General features: G+C 62.9%; 19 protein-coding genes. 11 read left to right on the forward strand and 8 right to left on the reverse strand.

Translation table 11 applies throughout. The annotated features are described in order from the left end of the window. Positions 1-311: 311 nt before the first annotated feature. From B5F28_RS00155 to B5F28_RS00170, 4 genes are all read left to right on the forward strand, one after another. On the forward strand, positions 312-533 hold the full coding sequence (locus B5F28_RS00155) for a hypothetical protein (protein WP_058963270.1): 222 nt from the start codon (positions 312-314) through the stop codon (positions 531-533). 195 nt (positions 534-728) lie between these two features. Further along, complete coding sequence (locus tag B5F28_RS00160) at positions 729-2,375, forward strand: CotH kinase family protein (protein WP_143424654.1); 1,647 nt, start codon at positions 729-731, stop codon at positions 2,373-2,375. Further along, the gene (locus tag B5F28_RS00165) at positions 2,359-3,075 is read left to right on the forward strand and encodes a polyphosphate polymerase domain-containing protein (RefSeq protein WP_087291781.1); all 717 of its coding nucleotides are present in this window, start codon (positions 2,359-2,361) and stop codon (positions 3,073-3,075) included. Before B5F28_RS00160 ends, B5F28_RS00165 begins: the two co-directional genes overlap by 17 nt. Continuing rightward, entirely contained in the window at positions 3,062-3,736 is a 675-nt protein-coding gene (locus tag B5F28_RS00170; RefSeq protein ID WP_087291784.1) for a DUF4956 domain-containing protein, read from the forward strand. Before B5F28_RS00165 ends, B5F28_RS00170 begins: the two co-directional genes overlap by 14 nt. Positions 3,737-3,843: 107 nt before the next feature. Here the strand turns inward: B5F28_RS00170 and B5F28_RS00175 are convergent, their stop codons facing one another. After that, complete coding sequence (locus B5F28_RS00175) at positions 3,844-5,043, reverse strand: acetate/propionate family kinase (protein WP_087291788.1); 1,200 nt, start codon at positions 5,041-5,043, stop codon at positions 3,844-3,846. A gap of 187 nt (positions 5,044-5,230) precedes the next feature. Here B5F28_RS00175 and B5F28_RS00180 point away from each other — a divergent pair, with 187 nt between their 5' ends. Together B5F28_RS00180 and B5F28_RS00185 are read left to right on the forward strand one after the other, a co-directional pair. Beyond that, positions 5,231-6,418, forward strand: coding sequence for a nucleotidyltransferase family protein (locus B5F28_RS00180; protein ID WP_087291791.1), 1,188 nt, complete (start codon positions 5,231-5,233; stop codon positions 6,416-6,418). 96 nt (positions 6,419-6,514) lie between these two features. Then, a complete protein-coding gene (locus B5F28_RS00185; RefSeq protein ID WP_087291794.1) occupies positions 6,515-7,237 on the forward strand; it encodes a YoaK family protein in 723 nt (240 codons plus the stop codon). A 63-nt stretch (positions 7,238-7,300) separates the two neighbouring features. On the opposite strand, the gene B5F28_RS00190 is transcribed toward B5F28_RS00185, so the two are convergent. Genes B5F28_RS00190 through tsaE form a run of 5 tightly spaced genes read right to left on the reverse strand, consistent with a single transcriptional unit; the run spans position 7,301 to position 10,332 of the window. Continuing rightward, positions 7,301-8,035 carry a hypothetical protein gene (locus B5F28_RS00190; RefSeq protein ID WP_087291797.1) on the reverse strand — a complete coding sequence of 245 codons (735 nt, stop codon included), beginning with the start codon at positions 8,033-8,035 and terminating at the stop codon, positions 7,301-7,303. A 40-nt stretch (positions 8,036-8,075) separates the two neighbouring features. Further along, positions 8,076-8,708 carry a uracil phosphoribosyltransferase gene (gene upp, locus B5F28_RS00195; protein WP_087291800.1) on the reverse strand — a complete coding sequence of 211 codons (633 nt, stop codon included), beginning with the start codon at positions 8,706-8,708 and terminating at the stop codon, positions 8,076-8,078. A gap of 54 nt (positions 8,709-8,762) precedes the next feature. Beyond that, complete coding sequence (gene rpiB / locus B5F28_RS00200; protein WP_087291805.1) at positions 8,763-9,209, reverse strand: ribose 5-phosphate isomerase B; 447 nt, start codon at positions 9,207-9,209, stop codon at positions 8,763-8,765. Further along, positions 9,206-9,910, reverse strand: coding sequence for a tRNA (adenosine(37)-N6)-threonylcarbamoyltransferase complex dimerization subunit type 1 TsaB (gene tsaB / locus B5F28_RS00205; protein WP_343212726.1), 705 nt, complete (start codon positions 9,908-9,910; stop codon positions 9,206-9,208). The genes rpiB and tsaB overlap by 4 nt, the downstream gene beginning before the upstream one ends. Further along, complete coding sequence (gene tsaE, locus B5F28_RS00210) at positions 9,907-10,332, reverse strand: tRNA (adenosine(37)-N6)-threonylcarbamoyltransferase complex ATPase subunit type 1 TsaE (RefSeq protein ID WP_087181808.1); 426 nt, start codon at positions 10,330-10,332, stop codon at positions 9,907-9,909. The genes tsaB and tsaE overlap by 4 nt, the downstream gene beginning before the upstream one ends. Before the next feature lie 275 nt (positions 10,333-10,607). Here tsaE and B5F28_RS00215 point away from each other — a divergent pair, with 275 nt between their 5' ends. Then, positions 10,608-11,798 (forward strand): FtsW/RodA/SpoVE family cell cycle protein, encoded by a 1,191-nt coding sequence (locus tag B5F28_RS00215; protein ID WP_087291808.1) that lies wholly within the window; start codon positions 10,608-10,610, stop codon positions 11,796-11,798. Positions 11,799-11,871: 73 nt separating this feature from the next. Here B5F28_RS00215 and B5F28_RS00220 read toward each other — a convergent pair whose 3' ends face one another. Together B5F28_RS00220 and B5F28_RS00225 are read right to left on the reverse strand one after the other, a co-directional pair. Next, the gene (locus tag B5F28_RS00220; RefSeq protein WP_087291811.1) at positions 11,872-12,777 is read right to left on the reverse strand and encodes a selenium metabolism-associated LysR family transcriptional regulator; all 906 of its coding nucleotides are present in this window, start codon (positions 12,775-12,777) and stop codon (positions 11,872-11,874) included. Beyond that, positions 12,767-13,930: an aminotransferase class V-fold PLP-dependent enzyme gene (locus B5F28_RS00225; protein ID WP_087291814.1), complete on the reverse strand. Its 1,164-nt coding sequence runs from the start codon at positions 13,928-13,930 to the stop codon at positions 12,767-12,769. Before B5F28_RS00225 ends, B5F28_RS00220 begins: the two co-directional genes overlap by 11 nt. Before the next feature lie 237 nt (positions 13,931-14,167). Here B5F28_RS00225 and yedE point away from each other — a divergent pair, with 237 nt between their 5' ends. The 4 genes from yedE to selD are packed head-to-tail and all read left to right on the forward strand — an operon-like array spanning position 14,168 to position 16,774. Then, on the forward strand, positions 14,168-15,253 hold the full coding sequence (yedE, locus tag B5F28_RS00230; protein ID WP_087291817.1) for a YedE family putative selenium transporter: 1,086 nt from the start codon (positions 14,168-14,170) through the stop codon (positions 15,251-15,253). Between the two features lie 14 nt (positions 15,254-15,267). Next, complete coding sequence (locus B5F28_RS00235) at positions 15,268-15,477, forward strand: sulfurtransferase TusA family protein (protein WP_087291820.1); 210 nt, start codon at positions 15,268-15,270, stop codon at positions 15,475-15,477. Then, complete coding sequence (locus tag B5F28_RS00240; protein ID WP_087291823.1) at positions 15,474-15,719, forward strand: putative Se/S carrier protein; 246 nt, start codon at positions 15,474-15,476, stop codon at positions 15,717-15,719. Before B5F28_RS00235 ends, B5F28_RS00240 begins: the two co-directional genes overlap by 4 nt. Positions 15,720-15,733: 14 nt before the next feature. After that, complete coding sequence (gene selD, locus B5F28_RS00245; protein ID WP_087291826.1) at positions 15,734-16,774, forward strand: selenide, water dikinase SelD; 1,041 nt, start codon at positions 15,734-15,736, stop codon at positions 16,772-16,774. Positions 16,775-16,795 lie beyond the last annotated feature (21 nt).

Consider the following 16,795-nt stretch of genomic DNA (forward strand, 5'->3'; position numbering starts at 1 on the left):
ACAAACAAAAGGATATGGACAAATGTTTCCGAAGTGTGAACCCATCTCAATGTTAAAGACAAAAGTGACAAAAAGTAACCAAGAAGAACAGCGCTTTTGGTACATCGGGGAGAAACTTCTGAAAAGTGGCGACAAATGGATTATTCCGTGCTATAATGCCTAGCGAGGAGCAAGGTTGTGTTTGAGGGGCGGCTGATTCAGCCATACTATAACACACCGGTAAGGCTCCGAGGAAAAACCGGAATGCCGCGCGCAGGGGAAAGGCGCGCCGCCGGAAAACATGGAAAAGATTTTTTGGGAGGCATGAGACAATGATGAAAGAAATCAAGGTTTCCAGCTTCAAACAGGTTAAGGACATTGTGAGCGCCGCAGCTTCCTGCGAGTGCGAGCTGAACGTGCAGGATCTGAAGGGCGTCATCGCCGATGCCAAGAGCATTTTGGGCCTGATGAATCTGGATTACAAACATCCCGTCAAGCTGATGGGTGAGAACGCCGAGGAAGTAGAGCAGGTCTACAACGCGGTGGTTCAGTAACCAAACCAAAAAAGGACCGGCCGGTGCATTGCACCGGCCGGCTTTTTTATGTCTGGCAGAAGCTGGACCAGCCTTTACAGCCCACCCGGCAGCGTGGTAAAATAAAACGAAACTGCGACACAATTTTACGGCGGCTCCGCGCGATTTACGGCGTATTGTTCAAGCGGTGCGGCCTTAGGGAAATGGGGCAATTTCTTGAAGAAAACAGTCAAATTGGTCCTGGTCATCGGCTGCCTTTGCGCCCTGGCCGGGTTTTTGGCGTTCAGCAGCCTGCAGCAGTCCCGGCTGCTGTTCGGCGTTTCTCTGGCGGACCGGGACAAAATCGAGCAGCTGACCGCCACCACCGCCCTGAGCGCCGAGGAATGCGCGCTGTACTGGAACGGGGTGGAGCTGCCCTATAACCGGGAGCTGGGGGCCTATTGCCTGCCGCAGCCGCTGAGCGGAGAGGTGACCGGCACGCTCAGTGCCCAGTGGGGGCAGGTCTATCTGCCGGACTGGCTCTGGCAGACGGACGGCGCCGAGGCCATCGAGACCGGCGCGCCGCAGGCGATGTATGTGTGCGACGGCAAGCAGTGGAAAAAGCTGTATGTGTACCGCAGCGGCATGCCGGCCATCGCCATCGACAGTCAGGTGCGGGTAAGTACGCCCCGTGACCCGGCGATCGTGGGCGGCACCATGGGCCGCCTGCCGGTGGAGAACAACTACGGCAGCATCCGGGTGTTCTGGCCCGAGGGAAATGTGCGTCAGCAGGCGGTGAGCACCGGTCTGGAATGGCACTGGCGGGGCAACGCCAGCTATTTTGCGGACAAAAAATCCTACCGGCTGAACCTGATGGACGAGAGCGGAGCCGCCGACGCCCAGGACCTGCTGGGCCTTGGCTCGGATGCGGACTGGATTCTTTTGAATCTGGCCACCGATGTGACCCGCGTGCGGGACAAGGTGGTCAACGACCTGTGGGGCCAGATGAGCGCCGCCTACGACTTCGACCCGGCGGGCGCGTCCTGCGAGTTCGTGGAGCTGTATCTGAACGGCGAGTACATGGGTATGTATCTGCTGTGCACCACCGTGGACCGGGAGCTGCTGGACCTGGAGGGCGGCGACCGGCTGTATAAATACCGGCAGGGCGTGATGGCCCACGATGAGGAATACGACCAGCTGGAGGAGGACCAGAGCCTGCAGTGGCTGAACAAGCTGGAGGTGGTCTGGCCGAAGCGCTGGACCGAAGGCGTGTGGGAGCCCCTGCGCAGCTACGCAGAGGCCTTCTTCTGGCCGGATACCGAGACGGATACCGGGCACCTGGAGCAGACGGCCAACACCGATAACCTGATCGATGTGGCTCTGTTCAAGCAGTTTACCTGCGCCATCGACAATTCCTACCACAATATGTACTACATGTACCGGTCGGACGAGGGGCAGTTCTACCGCATCCCCTGGGACTTGAACTATGTGTGGGGCGATACCCACGAGGGCATGTTCGAGCTGGACTTCACCACCCTCGTCATCCCGGATATGGAGCTGAACCGGCTGTATGAGACCGACCCGGAGGGCACCGCCGACCGGGTGGCCCGGCGCTGGGCCGAGCTGCGCGAGACCCTGTTCGACTGGGACGCAATCCTCGAGGCCATGGAGACCGAGACCGAATATCTGGTGAAAAGCGGAGCCATGGCCCGTGACTGGGCGCTCTGGGGAAAAAAGGATGCCTACGCCAGCGGCCTTTCCGCCCATCGGACGATGGATCTGGAGGAAACCGATGAGCTGATGCAAAAGCGGCTGGATTATCTGGACGAATACATGGCGGATTACCGGCCGGAAAGGGTGGAAGAGTTTGGATTACCGGAATGAATGGAAGTACCAGGTGAGCGGGGCCCAGCTGACGGTGCTCGCCGCCCGGCTTGCCCCGCTGCTCCGGCCGGACGGCCATCACCGGCCCGGCGGCTATGCCATCCGCAGCCTGTATTTTGACGACTTCGACAACAACTGCCTGTGGGAGAACGAGGCCGGCGTGGACGACCGGCGCAAATACCGGCTGCGCATCTACAACGGCGACACGGGCCTCATCAAGCTGGAGATCAAGGAAAAGCTGCACGGCATGACCCACAAGACCGGCTGCACCATCACGCCGGAGCAGTGCCGGGCCATCCTGCAGGGCACGCCTCCCCCCATCGGGCCGGGCAGTCCGCCGCCCATGAACCTGCTGGCGGCGGCCATGCGCACCCGGGGCCTTGCCCCCAAGGTGATCGTGGAATACGAGCGCACCGCCTACATAAGCCGTCTGGGCAACGTGCGCATCACCTTTGACCGGAACATCGCCGCCGGTGCGGCGGTGGGCCGCTTTCTGGACGAGCGGGTGCCGCTCACGCCTATCCTGCCCGCAGGGCAGCATGTGCTGGAGGTCAAATACGACGAATTCCTCCCGGACCCGGTGGCCCAGGTGCTGGAACTGGGGCATCTGCGCCGCACCGCATTCTCAAAATATTATCTCAGCCGGCTGGTTCTGAGCGAGCCTCTGGCGGAAAGGGCAATGCAATATGAGCTTCAATGATGTGATCAAAAACAGTGTGCTGGAGGGCTTCGCCTCCACCGATATCACCCCCGCCGCCCTGGCGGTTGTGCTGGGCATCACCACCCTACTGGGCGTTTACCTGTATGTGGTGTACCGGCTGGCCAGCCGCAACGCCTTCTACAGCCGGGACTTCAACAAGGCCCTGGCCCTGATGCCGGTGATCACCGCGGCCATCGTGCTGGCCATGCAGAGCAGCATCGTGATCAGCCTGGGCATGGTGGGTGCGCTGTCCATCGTGCGTTTCCGAAACGCGGTGAAGGACCCCATGGATCTGGTGTTCCTGTTCTGGAGCATCAGCATCGGCATCGTGTGCGGCGCGCGGCTGTATTCCATTGCCATCATCGCCAGCCTGGTGGTCACCGTGCTGGTCTTCCTGCTGGACCTGGTGCCCGCGGGCAAGGCGCCCTTCCTGCTGGTGGTGAACGGCAGCGACCCGGCGGTGGAAAAGGCGCTGGAGGCGGTGGTTCGCCAGTATGCCAAGGGAGTTCGGGTGAAGAGCCGCAACCTGACCGCTCAGGGCGTGGACCTGATTCTGGAGCTGCGCACCGGTAAGGAGGCCCAGCTGGTGCAGGCCTGCGCCGCGGTGCCCGGTGTGGAGAGCGTGAGCCTGCTGGCCCACGACGGCGAGGCCCGGTTCTGAGCCGCCGCGCATTCATCCGTGCTTTAAAATCAATCGAAACAAAAGCCGCCCGGTTTTCCAAACGGAAAACCGGGCGGCTTTTGTTATGCCTTGTTCAGGGGAATGGATCAGCCGTTCACCAGAGCCAGGGTATCGCGGGCGATCATCAGCTCCTCGTTGGTGCAGACCATCAGGATCTTCACGCGGCTGTCCTCAGCGGACATGTCGATGATGTCGGCGCCGCGCTGCTTGTTCTTCTCCTCATCCAGCTTGATGCCGAAGAACTCCATGTTCTCGCAAACCTCTTTGCGCAGGGGGGCGTCGTTCTCGCCGATGCCGCCGGTGAAGACCACGCAGTCCAGACCGCCCATGGCAGCGGTGTAAGCGCCGATGTACTTCTTGATCTGGTAGTTCAGCATCTCCTCGGCCAGGCGGGCGCGCTTGTTGCCGGACTGAGCGGCAGTCTCAACGTCACGCTTGTCGCTGGAAACGCCGGAAATGCCCAGCAGGCCGCTGTTCTTGTTCAGGTAGTCGGCCATCTCCTGACCATGGATGCCCAGCTTCTGCTCCATGTAGGTCACAACGCTGGGATCAACGTCGCCGCAGCGGGTGCCCATCAGCACGCCGGCCAGCGGGGTCAGGCCCATGCTGGTATCCACGCACTTGCCGCCGTCCACAGCGGTGATGGAGGAACCGTTGCCCAGGTGGCAGGTGATCATCTTCAGCTCGCTGGGGTCCTTGCCCAAGAACTTGGCAGCGGCCATGCTCACATAGCGGTGGCTGGTGCCGTGAGCGCCGTAGCGGCGGATGGAGTACTTCTCGTACATCTCGTAGGGCACGCCGTAGATGTAAGCCTTGGGAGGCATGGTCTGATGGAAGGTGGTGTCGAATACAACCACGTTGGGAGTCTCAGCACCGAACACAGCCTTGGCGCTGCGCAGGCCCTGCACATGAGCCATGTTGTGAACGGGAGCCAGGGGAGCGATCTCCTCGATCTTGTCGATGATGGCATCGGTCACGATCTCGCTCTTGGTGAAGAACTCAGCACCCTGCACAACGCGGTGGCCGATGGCGCCGATCTCGCTCTTATCCTTCACAACAGCGCCCTCGCCGGTGGTCATCATCTCAACGACCTTGGAGAAAGCCTCGGTGTGGGTGGGGAAGGGAACCTCTTCGGTCCAGGCGCCGCCGTTGGCCTTATGGGTGATCTTGCTGCCCTCGATGCCGATGCGCTCGCACAGGCCCTTGCACAGCACGTTCTCATTGTCCATGTCGATGAGCTGGTACTTCAGAGAAGAAGAACCGCAGTTGATAACCAGAATCTTCATGTGTTAGTTTCCTCCTGCAATCATGTAAAATCAAAAAATCGGCGCAAAAACCCGCGCCCAGGAAAAAGAAGACCTTTGACCGAGCCGGGTTTTTACATTTTGCTTTTTTTATTATATAATGGAACCAATTCGTTTTCAAGAAGCAGGCCGGTTTTCCGGCAATAAGCTGGAGAAAGGCGGTAAAAACATGCGTTTGGCGGGCATTATCACAGAATACGACCCCTTTCACGCGGGTCATGCCTGGCAGCTGCGCCGGGCGCGGGAGCTGGGAGCCGAGGCAATTGCGGTTTGTATGAGCGAGGATCTGACCCAGCGGGGCGCGGCGGCACTGCTGCCCCCGGCGGTGCGGGCGGCCGCCGCGCTGGATGCCGGGGCCGATTTGGTGATCGGCCTGCCCAACCCCTGTGCGATGCAGAGCGCCGAGGGCTTTGCCGCTGCGGGGGTGGCTGCGCTCAGCGCCCTGCCCGGGCTGGACAGCCTGGTCTTCGGGGCGGAAACGCCGGATGCGCAGGACCTGCAGGAAACCGCCCGGGTGCTGTGCAGACCGGAATTCGACGGGCTGGTGCGGCAGCTGTCCGGGCAGGGGCTGCCCTTTGCCGCCGCCCGTGCCCGGGCGGCCGGGGCGCTGCATCCCCGGGCCGGGGAGATTCTGGCGGCTCCCAACAACAATCTGGGGGTGGAATACTGCAAGGCCATTCTGCGGCAGGGCAGACGCCTTGTACCGGTGCCGGTGCAGCGCACCGGGGCCCAGCACGGCCAGCAGACCCCCGGCGAGGGCGGCTTTGCCAGCGCCAGCTTTCTGCGAAGCCTGTGGCGGCAGCAGGGCGTGGAGGCTTTGGAGCCCTATGTGCCCGCCCCGGCGCTGGAGCGGTATAAGGCCGCCGCGGCCCAAGGGGAGGATCTGGACAGCCGTGCCTTTTCCATCGCGGTGCTGAGCCGTCTGCGGGCCATGGGTCCCGAGCAGCTGAGCGCCACCCGGGGCACCGCCGAGGGTCTGGAGCACCGGCTGGCGGCAGCAGCGCGTACCGCGCCGGACCTGGAGGGCCTGTACACCGCCATGAAGACCAAGCGTTATGCCCACGCCCGGCTGCGCCGCTATGCGCTGTGCGCGGCGCTGGGCTACGGCCCGGACCTGCCCCAGACCCCGCCCTACCTGCATGTGCTGGCGGCCAACCGGGCGGGCCTTGCCCTTTTGAAGGGGGCGCTCCTTCCGGCGGATACCTCTCTGGCCGCGCTGGAGAAGAAAAGCGACGCGGCCCGCGCCATGGCCCGCGCCCACGCGGCGGGGGCGGATCTGGCGGCGCTGTGCCGCCGCACGCCCGGTCCCATGGGCGGCAGCTACACCCAAAAGCCGTTGCTGCGCACCGGGGAATGACCGGATGTTCCTTGGCAGAACCCACAAATGCCCGGCGGCTTTTTTGGGCAAGTTGCATTTTTCGTGCCGACGCACTATAATGAGGGGCGAAGAACCATGAGCGGGAGGGAAGATGCGGTGAAGAACAAACAGCAGGCCGTGGTGCAGAGCAGTGAGGCGCTTCGTGTGGGCCTTCTGCTGGCGCTGGCAGGCGGTTTTCTGGATGCATATACCTATCTGGGGCGGGGGCATGTGTTTGCCAACGCCCAGACGGGCAATATCGTGATGCTTGGGGTGGACGTGGCCCGGGGCGACTGGGCCGGTGCGGGGCACTACCTGCTGCCCATCCTGGCCTTTGTGGCAGGTGTGCTGCTGGCGGAATGGATCAGGGCGCGGGGCAAAGCAAGCCCCGGCGGACGGCTCCACTGGCGGCAGTGGGTGCTGCTGATCGAGCTGGCAGTGCTGGCGGCGGTGGGCTTTCTGCCCGCGGCCGAGGGCTGGAACGATCTGGCCAACGTGTGCGTGTCCTTTGTGTGCTCGCTGCAGGTGGAGTCCTTCCGCAAGGTGCACGGCAGGGCCTACGCCACCACCATGTGCACCGGTAATCTGCGCAGCGGCACCGAGCTGCTGGTGCAGTACCGCCGCACCGGCGACAGGACCCTGCTGGCCCACATGTGCAACTACTACGGGGTCATTCTGGCCTTTGTGGTGGGCGCGGGAATCAGCGCACTGGTCTGCGAGCCGCTGGGCACCGGGGCCATCTGGCTGGCATGCCTGGTGCTGGCCGTGGTGCTGGGTATGCTGTTTTCCAGCGAGTGGGAGACCAGCGGCCCGGTGTGACCATCCATCCAACAAAAGCAACAAAAAAGTTCCGTGTGCGCTGCACACGGAACTTTTTGCTTTTTATTGCTCGCTGTCCTGGGGATCGCTGTTTTTCCAGTCCATTCGCTTTTTGGTGCCGGCCGCTTTTTTGCGGGCGGCTGCGGCGCGCAGCTCCTCCAGCTTTTTCTGCTGGCGGGCGGCGTCCTCGTCCAGGCGGCGGGCCCGGCTGGCCTGCTTTTCCTGGGCGGCTTCCTGCAGCTTGCGGGCCTTTTCCGCGGCCTTTTCCTCCGCGGTTTTGGCCCGGCTTCGGGCGGAAGCGGTGCGGGCGGGCTTTGCGGCCGGGCGCTGAGTGCTTTCCGGCGCGGCGGTCCACTGCTCCGCGGGCTGTTTGGCCTCCGGCTTTGCCGGTTCCTCGGGCTGCGGGGCCTCTTCGGGCTGCGGCGGAATGAACACCGTGGCTTCCGGCCCGTTGGCGGGCTCAGGCTCCGAAACCGGTTCCGGCTCGAGCACGGCCTCCGGCTCCGGCTCACTCTCGGCGGCTGCCTCGGGCTTGCCTTCCGGTTCAGCGGGCTCCGGCTCCGCCTGAGGCGGCTGGGGCAGTGCGTCCAGCACCCGCTGCTTGCGCTGCATGTGGTGGAACCACAGGTTCGAGAAGAACAGATACCACACCGCCGCCAGCAGCAGGATCAGGCAGGTCATGGTGATCCGGTTCACCGCCGGACCAAAAAATGTGCCCTGATGGAACACCCAGAAGGCCGCGCCGATCGCGCCGGTCAGCAGAAGGCTGAGCAGCAGCGAACGAATGAATTGTTTCACAAGGCACACCTCGTTTCCGTTTTGGCTTTATAAGGGGAGCTTACTTGGTGCCGAAGATGCGGTCACCGGCATCGCCCAGACCGGGGATGATGTAGCCGTTCTCGTTCAGCTTCTCATCCAGAGCAGCCACGTAGATGTCCACATCGGGATGGACGCTGTGCAGGCGCTCCAGGCCTTCGGGAGCGGCGATGATGGCCAGGAACTTGATGCTCTTGGCGCCGCGCTTCTTGATCTGGGTGATGGCATCCACAGCGCTGCCGCCGGTGGCCAGCATGGGGTCCAGAACCATTACATCACGCTCGGCAATGTCGCTGGGCAGCTTGCAGTAGTATTCCACAGGCTCCAGAGTCTCCTCGTTGCGGTACAGGCCGATGTGACCAACCTTGGCAGCGGGCAGCAGGGTCAGCATGCCGTCCACCATGCCCAGGCCGGCGCGCAGGATGGGCACCAGAGCCAGCTTGCGGCCGCTCAGCACGCGGGTTTTGGCGATGGCCACAGGGGTCTCGATCTCCACCTCTTCGGTGGGCAGGTCACGGGTGGCCTCGTAGCACAGCAGCATGGCCAGCTCGCTGACCAGCTCCTTGAACTCCTTGGTGCCGGTGTACTTGTCGCGCAGGTGGCTTACCTTGTGCTGTACCAGGGGATGGTCCAGGATCATGGGATTCTTACTCATAATTAACCGCTCCTTATGTTGTGAGTTGTGTATGAAAACTTCCTTAAAACGCAATTATTGCTCTTCCAGAGCCATCACCTTGTCGATGCGGCGCTGATGCCGGCCACCCTCGAAGGGAGTGTTTAGGAACAGGTCCACCAGATACACGCCCAGGCCGGGGCCCACCACGCGGCCGCCCATGCACAGGGCGTTGGCGTCGTTGTGGCGGCGGGTGTATTCCGCGCTGAAGGCGTCGCTGCAGCAGCAGGCGCGGATGCCGCGGACCTTGTTGGCGCTCATGCTGATGCCCACACCGGTGCCGCAGAACAGCAGCGCCTTGTCGCATTCACCGGCCACCACGGCCCGGCAGGCGGCTTCGGCCATGTCCGGGTAATCGCAGGCCTCGCCGGTGTAGCTGCCAAAGTCCTTGTAGGCAACGCCGATCTCGTCCAGATGCTTGCGGATGGCTTCCTTCAGTTCGTAGCCGCCATGGTCGGCGGCAAGGGCAACGGGTTTGCTCATTGCATCGATTCTCCTTTGATACGGGCCTGGCGTTCCCGTTCCGCCTGGCTCAGCCGCAGATAGCTGGGCAGCAGCCGGGCAGGGGGCACGCAGAGGCCCTTTTGATTCATTTCCATTGCCGCGAGGCAGACCGCGCTTGCCCGGGGCCGCTGCAGGGCGGGCGGGCAGGGCAGAACCCCCGGCAAAGAGCCGTACCTATTATAGCACAGTGCAGCCCCGTCACCAACAAAAAACACCGGTTTTTTGCAATTTTGCAAAAATTCAGACATATCCTCCAGCTCGGCGGCAGTGTCCGGCACCAGGCGGGCGTGCCCGGGTGCCAGATCAAAGGCTGCCCAGTACACCTGACCGCGGCGGGCGTCCAGCGCGCTGACCACGGTGCCCTCGCCCACAAAGCTGTGGGCAAGCGCCTCCAGGGTGGAGACCGGTGCACACAGCGCGCCGGTGCAGAAGGCCAGGCCCTTCACCGCCGCAAGGCCGATGCGCAGGCCGGTGAAGCTGCCCGGCCCGGCACACACGCCCCACAGGTTCACATCCGCGGGGGTCAGGCCGGTGGCCTGGAAGGCCTGATCCACCAGCGGCATCAGGGTCTCGCTGTGGGTGAGGCCCGCGTCCTGGTAGCACTCGTACAAAAGCTGCTCGTCCCGCATCAGGGCCACGCTCACGGTGCGGCCCGCGGTATCCATACCAAAGGTGATCACAGGCTCACCCCCTCGATGGTAATGCAGCGGCTCTCGGGGCCGGTGACCTGGATGTCCACCGTCACCGGGTGCTCCAGCGCCAGCAGTGCGGCGAAGTTCTCGCTCCACTCGGCGGCCACCACCGCGCCCTGGTCCAGATAATCATAGAAGCCGGCGGCGTTCAGGTCCTCCTCGGTGGAGATGCGGTACAGATCGAAATGGGCCAGCGGCCGGGGACCCCGGTAGTAGTTCACGATGGCAAAGGTGGGGCTGCTCACCGGGTCGGTGCAGCCAAGGCCTTTGGCAAGCCCCTCGGTGAAGGCGGTCTTGCCCGCGCCCAGCCCGCCGGTGAAGCACACCAGACTGCCGGGGGCAAGGCGGCCGGCCAGCCGCTCGCCCAGAGCCACGGTCTCGGCGCGGCTGGCGGTATTGAAAATGGCCATGAAACAGATACTCCTTAAACGATGGGATGCCGGCCGCGGCAAAAAAGAAGGCCCCGGCCGTGAAATAAAACGGGATGCAGCCTCGTTTTCATAAAAGAAACACAAGAAACAAGCATACTTATAATAAGTATACTCAATTGCCCCCGAAAGTTCAACACAAAGCGGCGGGGAAATGATTGTCAGCCGCCTTCAACTGGGCTATAATAAAAAGCAACCCCCTGCCCCGGCTGTAAAGGGCTGCGGGCGGCTGGGGCAAACACAAAAGGAGCCGTGGAATGTTCAAGATCATCCGTCAATATGTAAAAGCCACCGATTGGTTTTATCTTTTGCTGTGCGTGTGCTGTTCCATCCTCAGCGTGATCACCCTCATCAGCATCGGCATGGACAACGGCGGCTTCGCCGTGGATCAGTTCACCGGCAAGATCACCGGCCTGGGCAACTACCGGGACGTGCTGATCCAGGCGGTGGCCAGCCTGCTGGGGATAAGCTGTGCGGTGGTGCTTTCCTGCATCGACTACCGGGGTCTGGCCAAGATCTGGCCGGTGCATGTATCCATCACCTGGGGTCTGGTGCTGCTCACCCTGACCCATCTGACCATCGGACCGGTCACCCTGGGCAAAAACCCGGGCGGCACCGATAACTACAGCTGGATCGTGCTGGGACCGCTGAGTCTGCAGCCCACCGAGCTGGCCAAGATCAGCTTCATCCTCACCTTCGCCATGCATCTGGACAATGTGCGCGAGCGCATCAACGAGCCCAAGGTGCTGGCCAAGCTGCTTTTGCACATTCTGGTGCCGGTGGGCATCATCCACATCCAGGGCGACGACGGCACCGGCATCGTGTTCGCCACCATCGGCTGTATGATGCTGTTCGCGGCGGGCCTTTCCTGGAAATATATCCTCAGCGCCATTGCGCTGGGCTCGGCGGGTCTGGCGGCAGTGCTGAACTTCTTCCCGGATAAGCTCAAGGGCTATCAGGTGGACCGGATCATGGCGTTGTGGTTCTACCCGGACGACCCCAAGTACCGGGACATCATGCAGCAGCAGAAGGGCGGCCGTGTCTCCATCGGCTCGGGTCAGATCTTCGGCAACGGCTTTTTCCACGATGGCCACGCCTATGTGATCAACGCCCAGGATGACTTCATCTTCAGTTACCTGGCCCAGTGTGTGGGTTTTGTGGGCTGTATCGTGGTGCTGGCGCTGCTGTTCGGCATCGCCATCCGCACCCTCACCACCGGCCTGCGCAGCGAGGACCACATCGGCACCTACATCTGCGTGGGCGTGTTCGCCACCATGGCCTGGCAGATCATCATCAATCTGGGCATGAACACCATGCTGCTGCCGGTGATCGGCGTTACGCTGCCCTTCTTCTCGGCGGGCGGCAGCAGCGTGCTGATGATGTATCTGTGTGTGGGTCTGGTCACCAGCGTTTACATGCACAACAAAAAACGCCTGTTCAGCGATTGAGCCGGACAGCTTGAAAAACAAAAACCGCCCGCTGTGTGCAGCCAAAGCACACGGCGGGCGGCTTTTTTCTGTGTCATTCCAGAGACTGCGGGGCGCGGTAGAACTCCCGCACAAAGCTGCAAAAGCGCAGGCTGTCGGCACTGGCGTGGCGCGGCAGCAGCAGATAAAGATTCCGCTCGGCGCTGCCGGACGGCAGAGGAAAGGCCAGCAGCCGTTTTTCCGCCACGAAATCCCGCACCGCCTTTTCCGACACGATGGACACCCCCAGCCCGCCGGATACCAGATTTTTGATGGATTCCTGGTCATTCACTCGGGCGGTGACCCGCAGTTCGTTTTCCCGCAGGCCCATCTGGGCCAGGAACCGGTCGGCGCTTTTCTGACTGCCGCTGCCCGTTTCCCGCAGGATGATAGGCTCGCGCAGCAGCTCGGGCAGCGCCTGCTCGCCCTGGCTTTGCAGGGCCAGAAAGCGGCGGCTCACCGGGGTGATGAGCACCATCCGGTCCCGGAAAAAGGGCTCGCAGCGGATGGTCTCGTCCTGACAGGGCATGCCGCTCATGCCCACGTCGAATAAGCCGCCCGCCACCCCCTCGATCACCTGGCGGCTATCGCTCTGATGCACCACGAAGTAGCTGCCCGGGTTCTGTTTGCCGTAGAGGGGCAGCACCTCCGGCAGGATGTAGGCCGAGGGGATGGTGGAGGCCCCCAGCTGGATGATGTGCTGGTCGCTCTGCCGCCAGCGCTGCAACAGATTGTCCTGTAATTCCAGCATCCGGCAGGCGCATTCGTACAGCTCCTGACCCCGGGGCGTGACCTGTAAATTTTTGGTGTCCCGCAGAAGGAGCTGGGTGTTCAGCTCCTCCTCCAGCGCTCGGATGTGGGTGCTGATGGTGGGCTGGGAAAGATAGGTGTTCTCCGCCGCCCGGGTGAAGCTGCCGTAGCGCACCACCGCCGCGAAGGAGCGCAGCTGCTTAATCTCCATGCAGAATCACCTCCAGCGCGGCCAGGGCCGCGTCCACGTCCGCCTCGGTATTGAAGGCCCCGAAGGAAAACCGGATGGCGCCCTCCGGCCAGGTGCCCAGGCTCTTGTGGGCCGAGGGGGCACAGTGCAGCCCCACCCGGGTCTGGATGCCGAACTCGCTGTCCAGCCGGTAGGCCACCTGGGCCATCTCCCGGCCCGGTGTCTGGAGTGCCACCACGCCGGTGCGGCCCTTCAGATTTCGCTTGCCCGCCAGCCGCACAAGGCCTGCGGTCTCCAGCGGGGCAAGCCCCTGCAGAAACCGGCCAGTGAGGGCCAGCTCGTGGGCCAGCACCGCACCCTCCGGCTGCTCACTCAGCCACAGCAGCCCCTGCCGCAGGCCCAGAATGCCCGGCAGATTCAGGGTGCCCGGCTCGAACCGGTCCGGCAGAAAGGCGGGGATCTCCTCGGTGTGGCTCAGGCTGCCGGTGCCGCCGCTGAGCAGCGGGTCCAGCTCCTGTTCCAGCCCCTCGGCCAGCACCAGCCCGCCGGTGCCCTGGGGTCCCAGCAGCCCCTTGTGGCCGGTGAAGGCCACCGCGTCGATGAAGTCCTCCGTCATGGAGAGGGGCAGCACTCCGGCGGTCTGGGCGGCGTCCACGAAAAAGCGCAGGCCCCGGCGGCGGCAGATCTCGCCCACCTGCCGGATCGGCATCACGGTGCCGCACACGTTGCTGGCGTGGGTCAGGATCACCGTCCGGGTGTTGGGGCGGATCAGTCCCTCCAGCTGCTCGATGCAGAGCGAGCCGTCCGCCTGGCAGGGAATGCGGGAAAACTCCACCCCGTGGGCGGCCATCTGTACCAGCGGGCGCATCACCGCGTTGTGCTCCATAGCCGAGACCAGCACATGGTCCCCCGGGTGCAGAAAGCCCTTGATGAGCAGGTTCAGGCTCTCGGTCACGTTTTTGGTGAAGATCACGTTTTTGCAGTCCGGTCCGTCGAACAAGTCGCACAGCAGCTGGCGGGTGTCGAATACCTGCTCCTCGGTGTCGTAGGCGGTCTGGTAGCCGCCCCGGTTGATGTTGCAGCCCCCCTGGGTCATAAACTCGAACACCGCCCGGGCCACCTGAGGCGGCTTGGGAAAGCTGGTGGCGGCATTGTCCAGATAAATGCGCGGCATGGTCGCATCCTCCATTCGATCTGTGGTTTGCTTTCAGCATATCACAGGTGAGGGCAGTCTACAATTGTTTTATTGGAAAAGCAGATAAATCTATTTAATAGATTAATAGATTCTATTGGAAAACGAAAGTAATACTATCTATAATTGGAAACAGGAGAACCCCAAAGAAAATCCCGCGGCCTTCCGGGCGTGAAGGGAGCGGGGGCTCAAACTACAAAAAGTGAGGGATCGTTTGGTATGGACTTGAAAAAAGAAAAGATCACAATTGTGATCGCGGGTCTGATCATCGGCGTCATTGCGGCGGCGCTGGTATTCTTCGGCAACCCGGTGAACATGGGCTTCTGCATCGCCTGTTTCCTGCGTGACACCGCGGGCGCGCTGGGCCTGCATCGGGCGGGCGCGGTGCAGTACATCCGGCCCGAGATCATCGGCCTGGTGCTGGGCAGCTTTGCCATGGCGCTGGCCAAGAAGGAATTCTCTGCCCGTGGCGGCAGCGCTCCGCTGACCCGCTTCGTGCTGGGTTTCTTTGTGATGATCGGCTGTCTGATGTTCCTGGGCTGCCCCTTCCGCATGATCCTGCGTCTGGCGGGCGGCGATCTGAACGCGCTGCTGGGTCTGGCCGGTTTCGTGGCGGGCATCCTGGTGGGCGTTGTGTTCCTGAACCGGGGCTACTCCCTGGGCCGGACCTTTAAGCAGCCGGTGCTGGAGGGCGCGGCCTTCCCGGCGGTGCAGGTGGTCATGCTGGTGCTGCTGGTGGCGGCTCCCGCCTTCATCTTCTTCTCCGAGGCGGGCGCAGGCCCGGGCGCGCTGCATGCTCCCATCCTGATCAGCCTGATCGCCGGTCTTGTGGTGGGCGCTCTGGCCCAGCGCACCCGCCTGTGCATGGTGGGCGGCATCCGTGACATGGCCCTCTTCCGGGAGAGCAAGCTGCTGCTGGGCTTTGTGGCCATCTTCGCCAGCGCCCTGGTCTGCAACCTGATCCTGAGCGCGGTCACCGGCGAGGCCTACTTCAACCTGGGCTTTGAGGGTCAGCCTGTGGCTCATACCGACGGTGTGTGGAACTTCCTGGGCATGCTGCTGGCGGGCTTCGGCTGCGTGCTGCTGGGCGGCTGCCCCCTGCGTCAGCTGGTGCTGGCGGGTGAGGGCAATTCCGACAGCGCGGTGGCCGTTCTGGGCCTCATCGCGGGCGCTGCCTTTGCCCACAACTTCGGTCTGGCCTCCAGCGGCACCGGCAGCACCCCTGCCGGTCAGCTGGCTGTGATCATCGGTATCGTGGTGGTGGCGGTCATCGCCTGCGTGAACACCTTCCGCAAGAACGCATAAGGAGGAAAATAACGATGGTTATCGTGGACGCAAGAGGGCTTTCCTGCCCGGAGCCGGTGGTCATGACCCGCAAGGCCATGATGGACAAGCAGGCAAAATATCAGGTGCTGGTGGACAATCTGGCCAGCAAGGAAAACGTGACCCGTTATGCCCAGCACCAGGGCTACACGGTCCAGGTGGAGGAGACGGGCGGCGAATATACCCTGACCCTGACCCGGGCATGAGCTACATTGCAACCTTTTACTCCCATTTCGGAGCCATCCGCTTCAAAAAGCTGTGCCAGCAAGCGGGCATTCCGGTGAAGGTGATGCCGGTGCCCCGGGCGCTGAGCAGCAGCTGCGGCACCTGCGCGGAATACGGGGGCAGCGACCCCTGCCTCGGCGGGGAATATCCCGCCGAGGTGGAGCAGGTGGTGGAGGTGACCGGTGAGGGATATCGCCCGGTCTACCGGGCGGAAGGCAGCTGAAGGAGGCGCTGTTGATGGAAACCGAGGTAAAGCTGACAAAGCTGGCCAGCTGCGCGGGCTGCGGGGCTAAGGTGGGCGCGGGCACGCTGGCCCGCATGCTGGAGGGCTTCGAGACCCACTACGACCCCCAGCTCATCGTGGGCTACGACAAAAGCGACGACGCCAGCGTGTATGTGATTACCGATGAGGTGGCGCTGGTGCAGACCACCGACTTTTTCCCGCCCATCGTGGACGACCCCTATCTCTTCGGTCAGATCGCGGCGGCCAACGCCCTGAGCGATGTATACGCTATGGGCGGCGAGCCCCGCACCGCGCTGAACATCATGTGCCTGCCCGAATCCATGGACAAGCACACGGTGCACGAAATTCTACGGGGCGGCTACGCCAAGGCCTACGAGGCGGGGGCCATCATCACCGGCGGGCATACCATCCACGGGGCCGAGCCCATCTACGGCCTGGCGGTGGCGGGCTTTGTCCACCCGGATAAGGTCCTCACCAACAGCGGGGCCAAACCCGGCGACGTGCTGCTGCTCACAAAGCCGCTGGGCGTGGGGGTTATCACCACCGCCGCCAAGGCGGACCTGGTGGAAGCGCCAGTGCTGGAGCGCATCTACCGGCAGATGGCCACCCTGAACAAGGCCGCCCGGGATGTGCTGGTGGAGTACCCGGTGCATAGCTGCACCGATGTGACCGGCTTCGCCCTGCTGGGCCACAGCTTCGAGATGGCACAGGGCAGCGGCTGCACCCTGCACATTCAGGCCCATGCGGTGCCCTTCCACCCGGAGGCGCTGGAGCTGGCCCGGATGGGCTTCATTCCCGCCGGAGCCTACCGCAACCGGGAATACGCCCAGGCGGGCGTGCAGGTGAAGGGAAAGGTGGAGCAGGCGCTGGAGGATCTGTTCTACGACCCCCAGACCAGCGGCGGTCTGCTGGCGGCGGTGCCGGAAGAGTGCGCCGAAGAATGCCTTCAGCAGCTGCTGGCCGCGGGCGTAAAGGCGGCACGCATCGGCTATGTGACCGAGCAGCAGGATGCGGCGGTCTGCCTGGAGGATTAAAATTTTCCTTTTTCTCATAAC

It is taken from the genome of Gemmiger sp. An194, from assembly GCF_002160145.1.
Lineage (GTDB): Bacteria > Bacillota > Clostridia > Oscillospirales > Ruminococcaceae > Allofournierella.

What these genes read in the sequence shown, in the direction of transcription:
- B5F28_RS00155 (WP_058963270.1), top strand. Translation starts at nt 312, where the DNA reads ATGATGAAAGAAATCAAGGTTTCCAGCTTCAAACAGGTTAAGGACATT.
- yedE (WP_087291817.1), top strand. Translation starts at nt 14,168, where the DNA reads ATGGACTTGAAAAAAGAAAAGATCACAATTGTGATCGCGGGTCTGATC.
- B5F28_RS00170 (WP_087291784.1), top strand. Translation starts at nt 3,062, where the DNA reads ATGAGCTTCAATGATGTGATCAAAAACAGTGTGCTGGAGGGCTTCGCC.
- B5F28_RS00185 (WP_087291794.1), top strand. Translation starts at nt 6,515, where the DNA reads ATGAGCGGGAGGGAAGATGCGGTGAAGAACAAACAGCAGGCCGTGGTG.
- B5F28_RS00215 (WP_087291808.1), top strand. Translation starts at nt 10,608, where the DNA reads ATGTTCAAGATCATCCGTCAATATGTAAAAGCCACCGATTGGTTTTAT.
- tsaE (WP_087181808.1), bottom strand. Translation starts at nt 10,332, where the DNA reads ATGGCCATTTTCAATACCGCCAGCCGCGCCGAGACCGTGGCTCTGGGC.
- B5F28_RS00220 (WP_087291811.1), bottom strand. Translation starts at nt 12,777, where the DNA reads ATGGAGATTAAGCAGCTGCGCTCCTTCGCGGCGGTGGTGCGCTACGGC.
- B5F28_RS00175 (WP_087291788.1), bottom strand. Translation starts at nt 5,043, where the DNA reads ATGAAGATTCTGGTTATCAACTGCGGTTCTTCTTCTCTGAAGTACCAG.
- B5F28_RS00235 (WP_087291820.1), top strand. Translation starts at nt 15,268, where the DNA reads ATGGTTATCGTGGACGCAAGAGGGCTTTCCTGCCCGGAGCCGGTGGTC.
- selD (WP_087291826.1), top strand. Translation starts at nt 15,734, where the DNA reads ATGGAAACCGAGGTAAAGCTGACAAAGCTGGCCAGCTGCGCGGGCTGC.
- B5F28_RS00240 (WP_087291823.1), top strand. Translation starts at nt 15,474, where the DNA reads ATGAGCTACATTGCAACCTTTTACTCCCATTTCGGAGCCATCCGCTTC.
- B5F28_RS00225 (WP_087291814.1), bottom strand. Translation starts at nt 13,930, where the DNA reads ATGCCGCGCATTTATCTGGACAATGCCGCCACCAGCTTTCCCAAGCCG.
- upp (WP_087291800.1), bottom strand. Translation starts at nt 8,708, where the DNA reads ATGAGTAAGAATCCCATGATCCTGGACCATCCCCTGGTACAGCACAAG.
- B5F28_RS00180 (WP_087291791.1), top strand. Translation starts at nt 5,231, where the DNA reads ATGCGTTTGGCGGGCATTATCACAGAATACGACCCCTTTCACGCGGGT.
- rpiB (WP_087291805.1), bottom strand. Translation starts at nt 9,209, where the DNA reads ATGAGCAAACCCGTTGCCCTTGCCGCCGACCATGGCGGCTACGAACTG.